15 protein-coding genes and 1 pseudogene are annotated in these 14,881 nt (G+C 72.0%); 7 read left to right on the plus strand and 9 right to left on the minus strand.

Annotation, left to right across the window (positions count from 1 at the left end):
• Positions 1 to 90: 90 nt before the first annotated feature.
• Positions 91 to 657: a GNAT family N-acetyltransferase gene (locus ACZ4K2_RS33940; protein ID WP_467479959.1), complete on the minus strand. Its 567-nt coding sequence runs from the start codon at positions 655 to 657 to the stop codon at positions 91 to 93.
• 330 nt (positions 658 to 987) lie between these two features.
• Here ACZ4K2_RS33940 and ACZ4K2_RS33945 point away from each other — a divergent pair, with 330 nt between their 5' ends.
• Together ACZ4K2_RS33945 and ACZ4K2_RS33950 are read left to right on the plus strand one after the other, a co-directional pair.
• Positions 988 to 1,611, plus strand: a complete 624-nt coding sequence (locus ACZ4K2_RS33945) for a lasso peptide biosynthesis B2 protein (RefSeq protein WP_467479961.1) — start codon at positions 988 to 990, stop codon at positions 1,609 to 1,611.
• 1 nt (position 1,612) lies between these two features.
• Entirely contained in the window at positions 1,613 to 3,436 is a 1,824-nt protein-coding gene (locus ACZ4K2_RS33950) for an asparagine synthase-related protein (protein ID WP_467479963.1), read from the plus strand.
• Here the strand turns inward: ACZ4K2_RS33950 and ACZ4K2_RS33955 are convergent.
• The 4 genes from ACZ4K2_RS33955 to ACZ4K2_RS33970 all read right to left on the minus strand — a co-directional run bounded on the left by ACZ4K2_RS33955 (position 3,420) and on the right by ACZ4K2_RS33970 (position 7,048).
• The gene (locus tag ACZ4K2_RS33955; protein ID WP_467479964.1) at positions 3,420 to 3,845 is read right to left on the minus strand and encodes a hypothetical protein; all 426 of its coding nucleotides are present in this window, start codon (positions 3,843 to 3,845) and stop codon (positions 3,420 to 3,422) included. The genes ACZ4K2_RS33950 and ACZ4K2_RS33955 overlap by 17 nt on opposite strands.
• Positions 3,846 to 3,918: 73 nt before the next feature.
• Positions 3,919 to 4,398, minus strand: coding sequence for a hypothetical protein (locus ACZ4K2_RS33960; protein WP_467479966.1), 480 nt, complete (start codon positions 4,396 to 4,398; stop codon positions 3,919 to 3,921).
• Between the two features lie 230 nt (positions 4,399 to 4,628).
• On the minus strand, positions 4,629 to 6,167 hold the full coding sequence (locus ACZ4K2_RS33965; RefSeq protein ID WP_467479967.1) for an esterase/lipase family protein: 1,539 nt from the start codon (positions 6,165 to 6,167) through the stop codon (positions 4,629 to 4,631).
• 134 nt (positions 6,168 to 6,301) lie between these two features.
• Positions 6,302 to 7,048: an AfsR/SARP family transcriptional regulator gene (locus ACZ4K2_RS33970; RefSeq protein WP_467479969.1), complete on the minus strand. Its 747-nt coding sequence runs from the start codon at positions 7,046 to 7,048 to the stop codon at positions 6,302 to 6,304.
• A gap of 329 nt (positions 7,049 to 7,377) precedes the next feature.
• Here ACZ4K2_RS33970 and ACZ4K2_RS33975 point away from each other — a divergent pair, with 329 nt between their 5' ends.
• Positions 7,378 to 7,941: a PASTA domain-containing protein gene (locus tag ACZ4K2_RS33975; RefSeq protein ID WP_467479971.1), complete on the plus strand. Its 564-nt coding sequence runs from the start codon at positions 7,378 to 7,380 to the stop codon at positions 7,939 to 7,941.
• Between the two features lie 87 nt (positions 7,942 to 8,028).
• Here ACZ4K2_RS33975 and ACZ4K2_RS33980 read toward each other — a convergent pair whose 3' ends face one another.
• Together ACZ4K2_RS33980 and ACZ4K2_RS33985 are read right to left on the minus strand one after the other, a co-directional pair.
• Positions 8,029 to 8,892 carry a nuclease gene (locus ACZ4K2_RS33980; RefSeq protein ID WP_467479973.1) on the minus strand — a complete coding sequence of 288 codons (864 nt, stop codon included), beginning with the start codon at positions 8,890 to 8,892 and terminating at the stop codon, positions 8,029 to 8,031.
• 59 nt (positions 8,893 to 8,951) lie between these two features.
• On the minus strand, positions 8,952 to 9,548 hold the full coding sequence (locus ACZ4K2_RS33985; RefSeq protein ID WP_467479975.1) for a hypothetical protein: 597 nt from the start codon (positions 9,546 to 9,548) through the stop codon (positions 8,952 to 8,954).
• A gap of 680 nt (positions 9,549 to 10,228) precedes the next feature.
• Between ACZ4K2_RS33985 and ACZ4K2_RS33990 the strand changes: the two genes are divergently transcribed.
• From ACZ4K2_RS33990 to ACZ4K2_RS34000, 3 genes are all read left to right on the plus strand, one after another.
• Positions 10,229 to 11,113 carry a peptidoglycan-binding protein gene (locus ACZ4K2_RS33990; RefSeq protein WP_467479977.1) on the plus strand — a complete coding sequence of 295 codons (885 nt, stop codon included), beginning with the start codon at positions 10,229 to 10,231 and terminating at the stop codon, positions 11,111 to 11,113.
• Between the two features lie 41 nt (positions 11,114 to 11,154).
• Positions 11,155 to 11,679, plus strand: coding sequence for a peptidoglycan DD-metalloendopeptidase family protein (locus ACZ4K2_RS33995; protein ID WP_467479979.1), 525 nt, complete (start codon positions 11,155 to 11,157; stop codon positions 11,677 to 11,679).
• Between the two features lie 279 nt (positions 11,680 to 11,958).
• On the plus strand, positions 11,959 to 13,008 hold the full coding sequence (locus ACZ4K2_RS34000; RefSeq protein ID WP_467479981.1) for an FAD-binding oxidoreductase: 1,050 nt from the start codon (positions 11,959 to 11,961) through the stop codon (positions 13,006 to 13,008).
• 60 nt (positions 13,009 to 13,068) lie between these two features.
• On the opposite strand, the pseudogene ACZ4K2_RS34005 reads toward ACZ4K2_RS34000, so the two are convergent.
• Positions 13,069 to 13,541: pseudogene (locus tag ACZ4K2_RS34005) on the minus strand (Lrp/AsnC family transcriptional regulator).
• Positions 13,542 to 13,644: 103 nt separating this feature from the next.
• Here ACZ4K2_RS34005 and ACZ4K2_RS34010 point away from each other — a divergent pair.
• The gene (locus tag ACZ4K2_RS34010; protein ID WP_467480002.1) at positions 13,645 to 14,118 is read left to right on the plus strand and encodes a rhodanese-like domain-containing protein; all 474 of its coding nucleotides are present in this window, start codon (positions 13,645 to 13,647) and stop codon (positions 14,116 to 14,118) included.
• 119 nt (positions 14,119 to 14,237) lie between these two features.
• Here the strand turns inward: ACZ4K2_RS34010 and ACZ4K2_RS34015 are convergent, their stop codons facing one another.
• A complete protein-coding gene (locus ACZ4K2_RS34015) occupies positions 14,238 to 14,732 on the minus strand; it encodes a MarR family winged helix-turn-helix transcriptional regulator (RefSeq protein WP_467479983.1) in 495 nt (164 codons plus the stop codon).
• Between the last annotated feature and the right edge of the window lie 149 nt (positions 14,733 to 14,881).

Here is a 14,881-nt window from a genome sequence, read left to right on the forward strand (position 1 = left end):
CCACAACCACCCCACCCCACACAAAACCAACCCCACACACCAACCCCCACCCACCAAAAACAACAACCCAAAAACCCACCACACAGCCAGTCAGTCGCCCCACTCGCGGTCGAGGACGGCATAGATGTACTCACTGCCCCAGCGCTCACCGTCGAGGTCGTTTTCGACCAGATGAGCCTCGCGGCGCATGCCCAACCGCTCACACAGCCGCGCGGAGGCGGTGTTGTGGATGTCCAGACGGGCGAAAAGACGGTGCACGCCCAGTGAACCGAACGCCAGCGACGCCACCGCGCGGGCCGCTTCGGTGGCGTACCCCGCACCCGCATGACGCGGGCTGAACACCCAGCCGATCTCGGCCTGTCGGGCGCGTGCGTGGGTGAGGGTGACGACGACTTCTCCGATGACCCCGGGCTCATCGGCCCGGCACACCGCCCACAGCAGCCCGTCGCCGTCGGCCTGCCAGGCACGCTTTCCGGCCCGGTCGGCGATCGACCGGGCACACTGCTCCCGCGTCAACGGCGGGCGGTAGAGGAAGCGAGCGACGTCCGCCAAGTGCTGATAGGCGTACCGGTCCTCCACGTCACCGGCCACGAACTCGCGCAGCAAGAGCCGTTCCGTCGCCAGGGACACCGGAACGTGCGGTGTCGCAGCCGTCATCGAACACTCCCCCGTTCGCGGCACCCGGCCTGCTCCGGCAGCGTAACCGAAGCGCTACGGCCGGGCTCGCCCCCGTCGTCGACCCGGAGGGCGTGACGCGGGACCCGCGGCCCGGTTGCGGAGCATCCGACGCCAGGTAGCCTGGAGTTGGCAGATCGTGCCCGATTTCGGAGGTTGATCATGTTTCTCCGATTCCTGCGGTTCCGTACGCCGCATCGACTCGTCCTGCTCGGCACCGGCCGTCTGATCCGGGGCTTCAGCGGCGGACTCTACGACGGTCACGGATACCAGTCCTGACACCGTTCGGGACCGGACGCGGGAGGATGCGCGGTGGCCGACGATGCCGATGGCCTGGCAGCCCTGGCGGAGATTCTGGCACCGCACTGCCGTGTCACGCGGCTGTCCGGCGGGGCCCTGATCACGGACTGGAAGCGGACACGGTTCCTCGGGATGACGTCGAGGGACGTCCGCGCGCTGGCCGACGGGGATGCCGAGGAGCGTGCCGACGTCGTCACCGGGCTCGTCCGGGCCGGCTGCGCGGCGGATCCCCGGCGCAAGCACCCGGAGGCCGGCATCGGGCTCTGGCTGCACGGCACGCACCTGCTGATCCGGACCTTGGGATTCGGCAGGGTGCTCCGGCTGCTGTCCGTCGCCGCCCCGGATTACGTCCGCGCTGACCGTCCCCCGGCGGAGCAGGTCGGACGGCTGAAACGAGCTGTGCAGTCGCAGAGCCGCAGGAGCCTCCTCGTCAACGGCGACTGCAAGTCCGAGGCTGTGACGGCCTTCCTCCTGCTGCGGCGACGCGGTCTGGAAGCCGTACTCCACGTCGGTGTGCGCGAGCATCCCTTCGCGCTGCACGCATGGGCGGCTTCGGCCGGCCTGTGCATCCCGGACGCCGATCCGCGCGGGCACGCGTTCACCCCCGTGCTGTCGGTCGGCCCCGGAGAGCGGTGACATGGAAGCGCTCCGCCTCGACTGGGCCGAGGGTGCGGTGAGGCTCCGGACCGCCGGGGCGATGGAGCGTCAGGGACTCGTGACGACGGTCTCCTCGCAGGCCGGTACCGCCGCCGTCGTCGGCTCGGTCGGGCCGGCCCGTGACCGCGTGGCGGGCGCCCACGCCCTCCTGGACCTCCTCGGCCGGCGGGGAGCCGCCGCGCCGCTTCCGGCCGGCGACTACGCGGCGGTTCTGGTGTATCGCGACCGCGTTCTCCTGGTTCGGGACGAGCAGGCCCGTGTTCCGCTGTTCTTCCGGGAGTCCGCTGGCCGTGTGAGTGCCGTGAGCACCTCGGTCCGCTGCCTGGGCAGCGGCGCGGGACTCGAACCTCGTTACTTCTGCCGGTACCTCGCCGGGAACACCGCGCAACCGCACTCGGACCTCACTCCCTTCGCCGGGGTGCACCGCGTCCTCGGCGGTGAGGTGCTGGAGTTGTCGTCGTCCACCGGGCATTTGCGCCGCCGGGTGCCGCGGGACGTGCGTCGGGCCCACTCCTCGCCCGGGTGGACGGCGGACGGCGCCGACCGCCGGGGGGCCGCGAAGGAGCTGCGTCTGGCACTGGAGGAGGCCGTCCGGCGCCGTATCGGCACGACGACGGCGTGCCACGTCTCCGGCGGCCTGGACTCCACCAGCGTCGCGCTGCTCGCGGCCAGGTCGCTGGCAGCCGGGGAACGGGACGGCGCCGGGGAACTCTTCCTGCTCGCCGGGCGTTTCACCCGGGGAGAGCTGGCCGCGGAACAGCCGTACCTGGACGCGGCGGTGGAGGGGATCCGCCGCCTCGCCCCCGCGGCCCGCCCGGTGGTCGTCGACGCCGACGACCTCGCCGATTTCGACGACTTCGCGCACCACGCGGGGGACGCGGACGAGCCGCATGCGCACGCCTTCCGCGCCCCCTTCTGGTCGAGGCTGCACGCCGCCGCCGCGGAACTGGGCTGCGACACCGTGCTGACCGGCTGCGGGGCCGACCCGGTCGTGGACGCCAACCCGTACCACCTGCACCGGCTGGCCCGCACGGGCCGGCTCCGGGAACTGACCAGGCAGGCGCGCGCCTGGGCCGAGGGCGACGAGCGGGGCCTGCGGGAGATCGTCCACGCCCATGTCGTACGGCCGGCGCTTCCGTGGGCGACCGAACGGATGGGAGCGCTCGGCCGCGGCACAACCGTGCTCGGCGGTCTGGGCACCTTCAGCCGTCCCCCATGGCTGAAGGCCGCGTTCGCGCGGGCCCACGGCTACCGGGAGGCCCGCATCGCGGAGAGCCGCTTCGTGTACGGGCGCAGGCCCGAGCGGTCGCTCTACGAAGCGGCCAACTACCACTCCGCGCCGGACCTCTTGTCCTGGCAGCGCGCGCCGGAGGACGGGTTCTTCCTCTCGCACCCCTTCCTCGACCCGGAGGTCATCGCCACGATGCGCCGCCTCCCCGCCGCGGCCGTGTTCGATCCGGGCCGTCCCAAGGCGGTGCTGCGTGCGGCCATGGCGGACCTGCTGCCGCCGCGGATCGGGCGCAGGACGGTCAAGGTCCCCTTCAACGAGCTCTACGTCCGCGGTCTGCGGGTCCACGGTGACGAACTCGTGGACTTGTGCCGGTCCGCCCGGCATCCGCTGGTCGCGGAGATGTTCGACGTCCCGATGCTGTGCCGGGCGGTCCGGGAGGCCCGGTTCGGCCTGGGGGACGCGTACTCCTGGGACCGGCTGAACAGTTCGCTGGCGCTGGTGGCGTGGCTGGAGCGACTGAACGGGCCCTCCGGCGCGTGCGGTGCGGTCGGGCCCGTCACCGCCGGCTCTTGACGTCCCACAGCGACCGCTCGATCGGGCCCGTCAGGATGTCGACGAGGCCGTAACGGTCCACCAGTTCGCGCGTCTCCGCTCCGGAGGGCTGGTGCTCCTCCTCGCCCTTGCGCGCGACGACCGTCGCCACGTTCGCTCCGTGGGGGCCGAACCGCCAGAAGACGGTCACGTACCGGGGGTCCCCCGTGCGCTCGTCGATCGCGTTGTTCTCGTGCACCCGGGCCCGGTAGATGACGGAGTCGAGTCCCTTCTTCTGCTGGTCCTTGATCCAACCGGGGATGTTCTTCCCGTTCCAGGAGTAGGCCTTGAAGTTGAGCGGTGGCTCCAGAGCCAGCCGGTCCTTGCGTGCGAGGCTCGCGGTGGCGTAGAACGCCAGCTGGTCGTACGGGGTGTCGGTGGGCAGTTGCACCACCACCCGGGTCGCGAACGTGTCGCTCGACTCGATCCACTGTCCGTAGGGCTCAGCATGGGGTTTCCCAGGGTCAGCTTGACGAGGGGCCTGGTCTCACGCTGGTAGGGCTGGAAGAGGTTCTGGTAGCCGAAGTTGGCGACCGCGATGGCCGAGGAGACGATGAGCGCCGCGGCCACCCGCTTCGGTGCGGGGATATCACGACCGCCGTCCGCCACACCGCGTAGACGGCCCACACCGAGCCCGCCGTGAGGGCGCTGAACAGCGCCAGGTAGAACGCCGAGTCGCCGCCCCTCGTCTCGACCACGAGCATGGCGTTGGTCAGCAGGGCCGCGAACGCGCCGACCAGCGCGACCATGCCGGAGTAGGGGAAACTGCGCCAGAGCCAGTGGTCCACCACGGCGGCGGCGGCCATGAGCGTGGTGAGGGAGACCACGATGAGGGCGGCGCCCGTGATCCGCCCGGGGAAGGTCAGGGCGCTGACGAAGTCTTCGAGGCCGAGCCACCCCGCCATCACCGTCGTCATGAGGAGGACCAGGAGGATCACGGCCATCGCCGTGCGGGACCGCGGGGTCCTCGGTGGGGGACGCCGCGCTTTCAGGTGCGAGCGGGATGGAGACCTGGGGGCTGTCCTCACTTGATCACCTCCTGGGACGGCCGGTCGTCCGCGGTGTTCCGGACCGTGTGTCGCGGGCGGCCGTGCGGGGGCGTCCCTCCTGCGCCGACGTCCAGGAGGGTCACCGGGGACCGCGGTGAACCATAGGCGGACACACGCTGCTCCGATCAGCCCCAGGGAGTCACGGTGAGCCGGACCCGCGCGTCCTTCCCGAGGATCGGGGCGGCGGTGGCGGGCAGTTCGACGTGGTGCACCCAGACGCCGGGGGCGGGGTTCTCGTCCACGAGGGCGCGCTCTTCGGGCCGGTAGTCGCTGATCGGGCCGTCGATGGCGGAGTTCCAGGTCGCAGCAAGCGCGGGCACGCCGTCGGCCGGACCGGCGCCGACATCGATGACCAGGGTGTCGTCGAAGTCGGCGGACTGTTCCAGGTGGTCCCGGAAGCTCAGCACGCCGTCGCGGCGGTGCAGCGACAGGATCCGCAGGTGCAGTGCGTACCGCATGGCGCCGGAGTCGTCCGCCCTGAGTCCGCTGCACAGGAAGGTGTCCACCAGTGGGACGGTCGCGCCGTCCGCCGCGCTGGTGCCCGCGGCGGCGGTGCCCCGCGCGGCGTCGCCCAGCTGGATGGGACACCAGTGGGCGCTGGTGCGTTCGTGCGTGACGATCTGCAGGCCCCGTACCGACAGCCGCACCTCGGCCTGCCAGGTCGTGTCGGCCGGCCCGGGCAGGTCGACGCCGACGAGCTCCGCCTCCACCCTGCGGTCCCCGAACAGGAAGCGGCGCAGGTTCTGGTACCCCTCCTCGGAGTTGACGAGGCCGTAGCTCCCGCTGTGACTGCGGTGGACGTACGCCTGGTGGGCGCCGGGGACGTACGCGTTGTCGATCTGTACCAGGCCGTCGCTGCGCGGCCCGACCGTGGCGGCCGAGAGTCCGTGTGCCGCGTCATAGTCGGTCGGATCGGTACCGACCAGGCAGAAGACGCGGGCGTGGGGGAAGGCGAACGGCCCGTCGTCGGGCATCGCGCGGCTGTCCCACGTCCCCGGAGGACCGTCCGGGTCGGTCAGTGTCTTCGGGGTCAGGTACGCGTACATGCGCTCCGGGCCGAAGATCTCCGCGCCGTCGACGCCGGTGACGTCGCGCAGCTTCTCCAGCACGCCGAAGCCGACGTCGAAGGCGATGCCGCCGTGCGGTGTGCCGTAGGTGAAGAGCTTGCCGACGTAGCCGGCCGGATCGAGCCCGAGGTCCGGCAGGATCTTCTGGATGAGGCAGCGGCACACCAGGCCCCCCATGGAGTGGGCCACCAGGTGGACGCGGGGTGCCCCGGACTTGTCCCTGATCGTCTCGATCAGCTTCCGCAGGTCCTGCGCGGCAGTCTCCACCTGGAACTCGTGCGGAGCACCGCTCCAGGTGGTCGCGCAGGTGTCGTAGAAGCGGTGGATCCAGATGCTGTCCGGCGGGATGGTGTCATGGGTGGCGAGGTAGAGTTCCTGGCCGCCGTCGACCAGGATCCGGTAGCCCTCGTCCAGGTGCAGACGCAGCAGGGGGCTCTCGAACTGGTAGAAGCGCGGCTCGTCGTCCGGGCCGATGCGGACGTGTGTGGAACCCAGGTTGAAGCCGTAGAAGGGGTCCGTCACCGCCCTGTCGATGCCGGCGGTGCCACCGGCGTACCCCCGGACGTAGACGATCGGCAGCTTCTGGGTCGGTGCCATGCGGTCCTCCCGGATCACCGTTCAGCGACCTCCGGAAGCGGGCGTCCGGACGGTCGGCGACGATGCCGGCCGAACGGGTCCCCGGTCTTCCCGTTGCGGCACGCCGAGTCTACGGGTGTACCGTCAGCCCGGCGTCAATCCCGTGTCACCTCCTCCCGGGCGGACCGCCACCCCGCAGCGGGCGAGCAGGCGGGTGAACCGGGGGACGGCTCGATGCCCAGTTCGTCCCGCAGCAGCCGCCGGAACGAGCGGTAGTGGCGGACCGCCTCGCCGACGTTGCCCTCCGCCAGGTGCGCGGACACGGCGATCCGGTGCGCGCTCTCCCGCAGCGGCTTGGCGCGCAGGCTCTCCCACGCCGCCTCCAGGGCGAGCGCCGGCCGGCCCTGGCGGACGAGGACCTCGGCCAGTGCTTCGAGGGCGTGCAGCCGTAGCTGGCGCAGCCGTTCGCGCTCCAACCGCACCCACTCCTCGTCCCAGCCCGGCAGCAGGTCGTCTCCGCCGAGCAGCCCTTGGGCGAGCCGGTCGGGCTGTTCGACCGTGCCGGGCGGCGGCCCGCCGCCGCGTACGACACTGAGCGCCGTCTCGGTGAGGACGTGCACGTCGACGTGGAGTCCCGCGGCGGCCACGAGCGTGTCGCCGGAGCACCTGATCAGCGGCTGGCCGCCACGCGGCAGCTTCCACAGGGTGGTGCGCAGGCTGCCCCTGGCGCGGTCCTCGGTTGCCTCGGGCCACAGCGTCCCGGCGAGGACCGTACGGGGCACGCGCCGCCGCAGGGCGACGAAGGCCAGCAGGCGCTGCCCGTTGCGGCACACCTCGACGGGCTCGGCGTCGCGCTCCAGTCGGAACTGCCCGAGCAACCGCAGTTCGGCAGGGCAAACCACCGTGATCGTCCCGCTCACCATGTCCGGTCGAGCGCGCCCCGGGAAGGCGCGGCCTCTCGTCACCAGTCTCGGTCGATGCCGCCGGGCCGTGCAACTCCGCGGAGCCGTGCTCCGCGCCCGTCGCCGCGTCGTTCGCGGGGTCCTCAACTCGCGGTGTCCGCGCGCCGGTAGGAGCCGGTGCGCTGCGTTTGCGTCTCGCACGGAGCGGGGGCGAGACTCGGAAGCGGGGGGCGGTGGGGCCCGGCTCATCGCCGGCCGGTGGCCCGCCCGCGTGGTCCCGTGACACTCGGGACGCGGCAGGGGGTCGTGACCAGCCAGGAGCCCGCACCATGGGACTTCTCCAGCCACAGCCGAACGACCCGGCGGAAATCTCCTGGGGGCACGTCCAGGTGCTCCTGGTGATCCTCCTCGGTGCCGTGGTGGCCATCGGGGTCGTCCTGGTCGCCGCCCGGCGAATCGTGCCGGGCCGTTCCTCGTCGTCGGACGGCAGCATCGTCCGGAGCTGGATCGCCCTGGCCCTCGTCACCGGCCTCGTGGCATTCTGCGCGGTCGCCTTCGCGGTGCGTGACACCAATCTGCGCAGCACCCTGATCGGGGCGCTCGCCGCGGCTGTCGGGTCGACGGTCGCCTTCTACTTCTCGGGCAAGGTGGCCGCGGATGCCCGCAGGGACGTGCTCAGCGCCGCGTTCGGCGGCCAGGAAGCGGTCCCCGATCTGATCGGCTGCACCCTGGAGGAGGCTGCCGCGAGGCTGGGCACGACCACGCTCCGGCTGGAGCCGGCCCCGGACTCCGGGCCGTCGGCGGCGCCGGCCGCCGTCTCCCGCCAGGACCCGCCGAAGGGGACGACGGTGCCCAGGGGAACGGCGGTGCGGGTGACGTTCCCGCCTCGGTGACCCCGGTGGCGGTGGCGGCCGGTGCGGTCGCTCCGGATCCGCGCCCCGCTGTCGCCCTGCGCCTTGCCGAAGAGCCCCGCTGTCGCCCTACGCCTCGTCGAAGACGAGGTCCTCGGGCTGCTGCGTCATCCGTACCGTCCGGCCGTCGGTGACCTCGACGATCTCGTGGAGGCCCGTGCAACGCCGGCCGGTGGGCAGGACGGTGAAGTGGTCCCGCACCCCGGCGAGGTAGGCGGGGAAGCAGGTCAGTGAGGGGGCTCCGAGCCGCAGGTAGTCGACGAGGCGGCGGAAGAGCTTGGGCAGGATGACGATGTCGTCGGTGAGCGAGGAGAGCGCCGTCACCTTCGCCCCGGACGTCGTCGCGTCGCTGGGCCACAGGCCCCTGCCCGGTGGCGTCCGCGCCTGCCCGCCGGCGGCGGTCAACTCGTCCCGCAGGCTCGGGAACAGGCCGCGGTAGAAGGTGGGGTAGACCAGTCCGGCGGTGAGCAGGTGGTGGTTGGCGGTCGTCCTGAGCAGGTCGGCGTCGACGTCCACCGCCACACCGTCCCGGTCTTGGGGGCCACCCCGGCCCACCAGGGAGACGCACCGTCCGTGGACGTCGGCTCCGCCGGTCAGGACGAAGCCGGGGACGGTGTCCGGTGTCGTGGCGGTGACGGTCTCGTCCGGGCCTTGCCGGACCTCCTCGAACCCCAGCCAGCCGAGGAGTTCGTCGCGCGCCGCGTGCGCGAGGCGCAGGGGCTGGTGCACGCGGTCCGCGCCGTAGTGGGTCTCCAGCGCGTCGATCGCGTCCAGGCGGAGCGTGGCGCGTCCGAGCGCGTCGTGCTTCACGGGGTGACCGCGGGTACCGAGGAGTTCCCATGTGTGCGGGGCGGCGGGCGTGAAGTGGACGGTGTCGCCGTCCGGCTGCGTGCCCTCCACCTGGAAGGTTCCGTTGACGAGCAGCATGGTCATGGCGGCTCCCGACGACTTGGACGGATGACGGGGAGGCGGGGAACCAGACAGGGTCGACGCTATCCCCGGCCCGGACGGGGTGCAACGGCGGCTCGGGCTGTCCACAGCCCCGGAGAATCACGGCGGGCGATGCCGAACGACATGGGAATCGCCTCATCGGAGGTGCTGAACGTCGCGAAGATCTGCGACACCATCCCGGCGACGGCCACTTCGGTGGTCCCGGTGACGATCACGATGGTGACTTCGGCGGACGCGGAGGCCCCGGCCGGCGCCGGCCGCCCGGCCCGCGCGGCGGCCTCCGGCGCGGCGGCCCCCCGGGCCCTTGCCCGCAGGGCGACGATCCCGTGCAGGGCCCGTTCCACGTGGTACGGCCGCCGGACATGCTCGATACGGCTCTCTTCCAGGGCCTGCCGAGAAGCGTCATCGAGTTCCCGACCCGGTTGCTGATCACCTACGACGAGCCGGCCGACCGGGTGGGCCGGACCGCCCCCGAGCAGATGGACGGACGCACCGCCCGGTGGCACGCCCGGCTGCACGGCTCGCAGGACGGCGGAACGCTGCCCCGGGCCTTCGCGGCAGTCGGGAACGGCGGTGGCCTGCCGGCCGGCGGTCCGCTCGAGCCCGAGGACCTGGTGGACATCGTCGCCCTGGATCACGGACCGCGCCACTCCGCCCGTCAAGCCCCCGGACCCGCCGTCGCGGGAGGTGGACGGCGCGGACCGGCCGCTCAAGGACTCCACCGCCTTCTGGGTGGCCCTCCGGGACACGGGAGCCGACCACGAGTTCACCTTGATCGGGACGGACTGAGAACGCCGGAAGGTCAGCTTCACGATGCCCCTGATGTTCGTGCCGGACGGCCTCCCCGGCCCCGACGCGAACGTGGCGACGGTCTACGCGGAGCGGGACCCGGCCACGGCACCGCCCCCGCACGGCCAGGTCCCGAACCGCCGGACACGTGAGCTGCACGGTCAGACGATGGCCATGGCCCGGCCCCCGAAGGGGGCGTCAGGCAGCACCGCCCACGCTGCGGGTGCTGGTCATGGAGACCGAGGGCAGTCCGGCCGACGGTCACCCGCCGTCCCCCGGGCCGGCGGGCACGCCGTCCACACAGCCTCGGGGGCCGGTGATCTACTGCCACGCCGTGCGGGTGCCGCCCGTACCGGGAGAGCGTGACGACGATGACGGACCCTGCCGGCACGGCGGACACGACGATCACGATGGACACGAACGATCGGAGGACGACGGGGACGATGACGACCGACACGGTCGGCACGGCGGGTTCGGCCGCCACTGACCGGGTGTCGGGCGGGGGGCAGGCCGGGACGGAGGCAGCACCATGTTCGACAGCGTGCGCGACTACTGGATCGGATTCAACGATCCGCTCGAGGGCCGGGTGGGCTTCATGTACCTGGACCAGAAGGGCTGGGTGAGCACCGGTATCGGCAACAAGATAGACGAGACGGAGAAGCCCGACTCGGCGCCGTCCGCCGAGGAGCGGGAACGGTCGCTGGCCGAGGCGCGGGAGTTCCGCTGGCTGGCCAACGTGGACGGTGCGGAGGCCTCCGCCGACCAGGTCGCCGCGGACTGGGACGCCGTCAAGGGGCATCTGGAACTGGCGTTCCTGGGGCACAACGCCTTCAGTCCGCCGCTGACCCTCCTGCACGTGGACGACGACGAGATAGACCGACGCGTCTTCGCCAAGCTCGACCAGATGGAGGCGACCCTCCTCTCCCGTACGGAGTTCAGCGGCTTCGCCGACTGGCCTGCCAACGCACAACTGGCGACGCTGAGCATGTGCTGGGCGCTGGGACCGACACTGAACGGCTTCCCCATGTTCCGGGCGGATGTCGCCGGGAACGACTGGAACGGTGCCGCGGACGAGTGCCACTTCACTCCGGACGAGGGGACCATCGCGGTCCGGAACAAGCTCGACCGGGAGCACTTCCGGCTGGCCCAGGCGGTCGCGGACCAGGGGCAGCCCGTGGAGCGGATCGCGATGCAGTTGTCCGACGTGTTCGGAGTACAGGGCGCCCTGCTGGCGCTCGGGTTCAAGCCGGGCAGGCAGGACGGCGTGGACGGCCCCGGCACGCAGGCCGCGGTCCGGGAGTTCCAGACCGCCAACGGAATCGACCCGGCGAACGGGCGCTTCGACGACGCCGACACGGTGAGCGCTCTGGGTTCCCGGCTCGCCGACGCGGGCTTCAACGTCCTGTCCATGTGATCCGTGGCGGAGATCCGCGAAGAACGTGAGAGGTGACCACGATGGCTCCGTTCGACATCGATCTTTCCAATCCCTTCCCGTCCGGCTTCACCGGGGGTCTCGGAGGGCCCAACCAGGGAGGCCACCAGCCACCGAACTGGTACATCCAGTTCGGCATGGACCTGGGCGCGGACGAGGGCACACAGGTGTTCGCCGCCTTCGACGCGCACATCACCAAGCTGACGCCGCACGACCCGGACGCGGACACGCAGAAGGTCTACGGCGCCCAGTTGTTCATGCGAGCCCCGAACGACATGATGGGCGGTTTCTACACCCACCTCACCGATGTGCCGCCCGAGCTGGGCGTCGATTCCACGGTCGGCAGGGGCGACCTGCTGGGCACCGTGTACAAGTTCGACCCGACCCCGCCGCACCTCCACCTGGCTCTGGTGGAGATCATCGGTGGCGCGCCGAACGGCACCTACCAAGGTGTCGACCTGTACAAGCTCTTCCTGGACACGGCCGACACGGACACCGTCACCACGGTGACGTTCCAGCAGGACGGGTCGCCCCCGCTGATCGGCTGACACCCGGCGCCGGGACGGAAGACCGTACACGGAGAGTGGGGCGCGGGGCTCGGTGTGCGCGGCGAGGAAGCGCACCGCCGGGCCCCGCCTCCTCGGGCGCCGTGCCGGCCGGCCGACCCGCCCTCCTCGGCGACGATCCGCTGACCAGTCCTCGTCGGCATGGCCGGCACAAGGGCCCAACGGCCCCTCCCACCAGGGACGTTGGGGCATATGTCCGTAGTGTCATACTGATCTGCGGTTTCTGTGGGCGTCGTACCTCGTGGTCGAGCGTCTCCGGCCGTGTTCCCTCTCTTCGCTTCCGCTTCCCTGGACCGGCCCGATGACATCACCCGGACCTTCACGTCGCTGGGCCGCGACCACCGCAAGCTCGGTCTGCTGCCGGCGCAGTACGCGGTGTTCGAGACAGCGCTGTGCACGGCGCTGCGCGTCCAGGCCGGCGAGCGCCGGCACCCGGAGCTGGAGCAGGCGTGGGTGCGGATGCTGCGCCTCGGTGTGACGGCCATGGTGCGCGGCGCGGAGGAGGCGGCGCTGCGCGAACCACCCTGCTGGCGCGCCACGGTGACGGCGCACCGGCGGCACGGTCCGGACCTCGCGGTGCTGCGGCTGCGGCCGCACGAGACGTTCCGGTACCGGGCCGGGCAGTACGTCACGCTGGAGTCCGCGCGGCTGCCGCACACCTGGCGCCCGTACTACCCGGCCGGCGCGTCCGGCCGGGAGGAACTGGAGTTCCACGTCCGCCGCACCGGGCCCGGCGGGGTGAGTGACGCCCTGGTGCGCCACACCTCGATCGGGGACGAGGTCCGGATCGGGCCGCCGAAGGGAAACCTGGCACTCGGCGACGAGCCGTCGGGAGACCTGCGGCTGGTGGCCTGGGACACCGGCTGGGCCCCGATGAAGGCACTGCTTCAGGAGCTGGACGCCCGCCTGCGCCCGGGCCCGGGCGACCCGGTCCGTACGGTACGTCTCGTCCTGGGCGCCGGATCGCTGTCCGAGCTGTACGACACCGACTACCTGACGGCGTTCCGACGCGACCGCCCGTGGCTCACCGTGGTGCCGGTGATCGGGGGCACCGTGCCGGAGGGGCAGATGTGTGACCGGCTGGTCCAGGCCCTGGCCGAGTGCCTCCCTGCGGCGGCCGGCCCCACCCTGGTGGCCGGGCCGCCGGCCGCGGTGGGCGCGGTGACGACCCGGCTGGTCCGTGCCGGGCTACCGGCCGAACACCTCCGCCACGATCTGCCACCGGCCGGGGTCCGGGGCGGGCGGCGGACCGCGGAAGGGGCCGGACCGGCCAGGCGGGCGGCGCTCCCGGGACAGTCGGCCGGGTTCTGACCGGGTGCTGGGCAGGATCGTGGCGGCACTGCGGCGGGTCGGCGGTGTCGCCCCGGGCCCTCAAGCGTGGGGATCGGTCCCCGTGGTCGGCGAGCCCAGGGAACGGCGGGGCAGGGGGGAGGAATAGACCACGCTGGTGGTCACCGAACCCAGTGCTCCGATCCGCCCCGTGATCGCCTCCAGGTGGGACATGGAGCGCGCGGAGACCTTGATGACGAAGCAGTCGTCACCTGTGACGTGGTGCGCCTCCAGGATCTCGGGGGTCACCGCGACCAGGTCGTGGAACGGCCGGTAGTTGCCGTTCGGGTACCGCGGCGCACGAACGCCAGGACCGGCAGGCCCAGCCGTTCGGGGTCGACCACCGCCGCGTACCCCTGGATCACGCCCGCCTCCTCCAGCCGCCGCACCCGCTCGGTGACGGCGCTCGGCGACATGGACACCGCGCGCGCCAGCTCGGCGTAGCTGGCCCGCCCGTCGTGCTGGAGGACGTGCAGAATGCGCCAGTCGGTGGCGTCCGGGGAATACACGGTCATCCCGCATGGATAGCAGGGAAAACCCCGGCGGGACAAGCGCGGCCCCGTGGATCGTCCGTTCCCTGTCCGGGCCGCTGACCATAGGTTTTCCGTCATGACAGACATGACAGAGATGACTCACCGCAACCCGGTCCTGGGCTTCGCCTCCGCCGCTCCGGGCGAGGCGGTCGCCTACTTCCGGGCGCGCCTCGCCTTCCACACCGACGTCGCCGACGTGGCCGCCGCGCTGTCGGCAGGTGGCGACCCCGGCTTCGTCGTCGTGGACTCCCGTTCCAGCGAGTCGTGGGACCAGGGCCACCTTCCCGGCGCGGTCCACCTGCCGACCGCGCACATCCCCGAGCGGGCCGGACTGCTCCTCGAGAAGTCCGTGCCGGTGGTGACGTACTGCTGGGGACCCGGCTGCGACGGCGCGACCCGCGCCGCGCTCGCCCTCGCCGAACTCGGCTACCGGGTCAAGGAGATGATCGGCGGCTTCGAGTACTGGGCACGCGAGGGCCTCGGTTACGAGACCCGGTGGGGCCCGGCACGCCGGGACGCCGATCCGCTGACCGCTCCGGGGGGCGCGTGCGGCTGCTGAGCAGGACGCCGTGCGGGCTCCCGATCCGCGGCCGGACCGCGGGGGAGCCGCCGCACCGGGGCACGGGCACCCGGAAGGCAGGCACCTCGACCTGACCGCCGGCGGGCGGGGCCGGCCTGTCAGCCCTCCGCGGCCTCGGCGCCGGTCTGTCCGGCGCCGGGCCACGACAGGCCCTCCAGCCGCGCGATGCCCTCGTTGAACTGGACCAGCAGGGACAGGAAGCACTCGGCGGTCTCGGGCGTCCAGCCGGTGACCTCCAGCACGCGCGCGGTGCCCTCGATACTGATGGCCCGGTCCGCCTCGAGACGTTCGAGCCCCAAGCCGGTGGGCCGGAACTTGCGGGCGATGCCGCCGTCGGGATCGGGGATGCGTTCCACCAGGCCGTTCTTCAGCATGGCGCTCACCTGACGGTTGATGGTCGAGACGTCGACCTGGAACGTGTGGGCCAGTTCCTTGAGCGTGAGCGGCTCACCCGCTTCCAGTCGCGTCAGCGTGACGTACGCGGACCGCTCCAGGCGACGGCCGAGGCGGGGGCCGCGCGAGGCGACGACATGGCGGGACAGCAGGGTCAGCTCCCTCTCCAGCTCGCCCAGCCGACGCTCCTGCTCGTCCATGCCCTGTCCTCTCCCGTGCCGACACGTCACCTCATCATCGCGCACGCCCACCGCCACCCCCCGCGACGGCCTCCGTTTGTGCATGATGCACATTGGATGTGTACTATGCATCGCCTGTGCATGATGCACATTCCGGCCGGTACCGTCCC

The organism is Streptomyces sp. NPDC025833 (assembly GCF_055558055.1).

Bases quoted from the DNA above. Each gene is read 5' to 3' on its own strand.
- ACZ4K2_RS33940 (WP_467479959.1), bottom strand. From the start codon at position 657: ATGACGGCTGCGACACCGCACGTTCCGGTGTCCCTGGCGACGGAACGG.
- ACZ4K2_RS33980 (WP_467479973.1), bottom strand. From the start codon at position 8,892: ATGACCATGCTGCTCGTCAACGGAACCTTCCAGGTGGAGGGCACGCAG.
- ACZ4K2_RS34010 (WP_467480002.1), top strand. From the start codon at position 13,645: ATGACAGAGATGACTCACCGCAACCCGGTCCTGGGCTTCGCCTCCGCC.
- ACZ4K2_RS34015 (WP_467479983.1), bottom strand. From the start codon at position 14,732: ATGGACGAGCAGGAGCGTCGGCTGGGCGAGCTGGAGAGGGAGCTGACC.
- ACZ4K2_RS33960 (WP_467479966.1), bottom strand. From the start codon at position 4,398: ATGGCCGTGATCCTCCTGGTCCTCCTCATGACGACGGTGATGGCGGGG.
- ACZ4K2_RS33965 (WP_467479967.1), bottom strand. From the start codon at position 6,167: ATGGCACCGACCCAGAAGCTGCCGATCGTCTACGTCCGGGGGTACGCC.
- ACZ4K2_RS33975 (WP_467479971.1), top strand. From the start codon at position 7,378: ATGGGACTTCTCCAGCCACAGCCGAACGACCCGGCGGAAATCTCCTGG.
- ACZ4K2_RS33995 (WP_467479979.1), top strand. From the start codon at position 11,155: ATGGCTCCGTTCGACATCGATCTTTCCAATCCCTTCCCGTCCGGCTTC.
- ACZ4K2_RS33950 (WP_467479963.1), top strand. From the start codon at position 1,613: ATGGAAGCGCTCCGCCTCGACTGGGCCGAGGGTGCGGTGAGGCTCCGG.
- ACZ4K2_RS33990 (WP_467479977.1), top strand. From the start codon at position 10,229: ATGTTCGACAGCGTGCGCGACTACTGGATCGGATTCAACGATCCGCTC.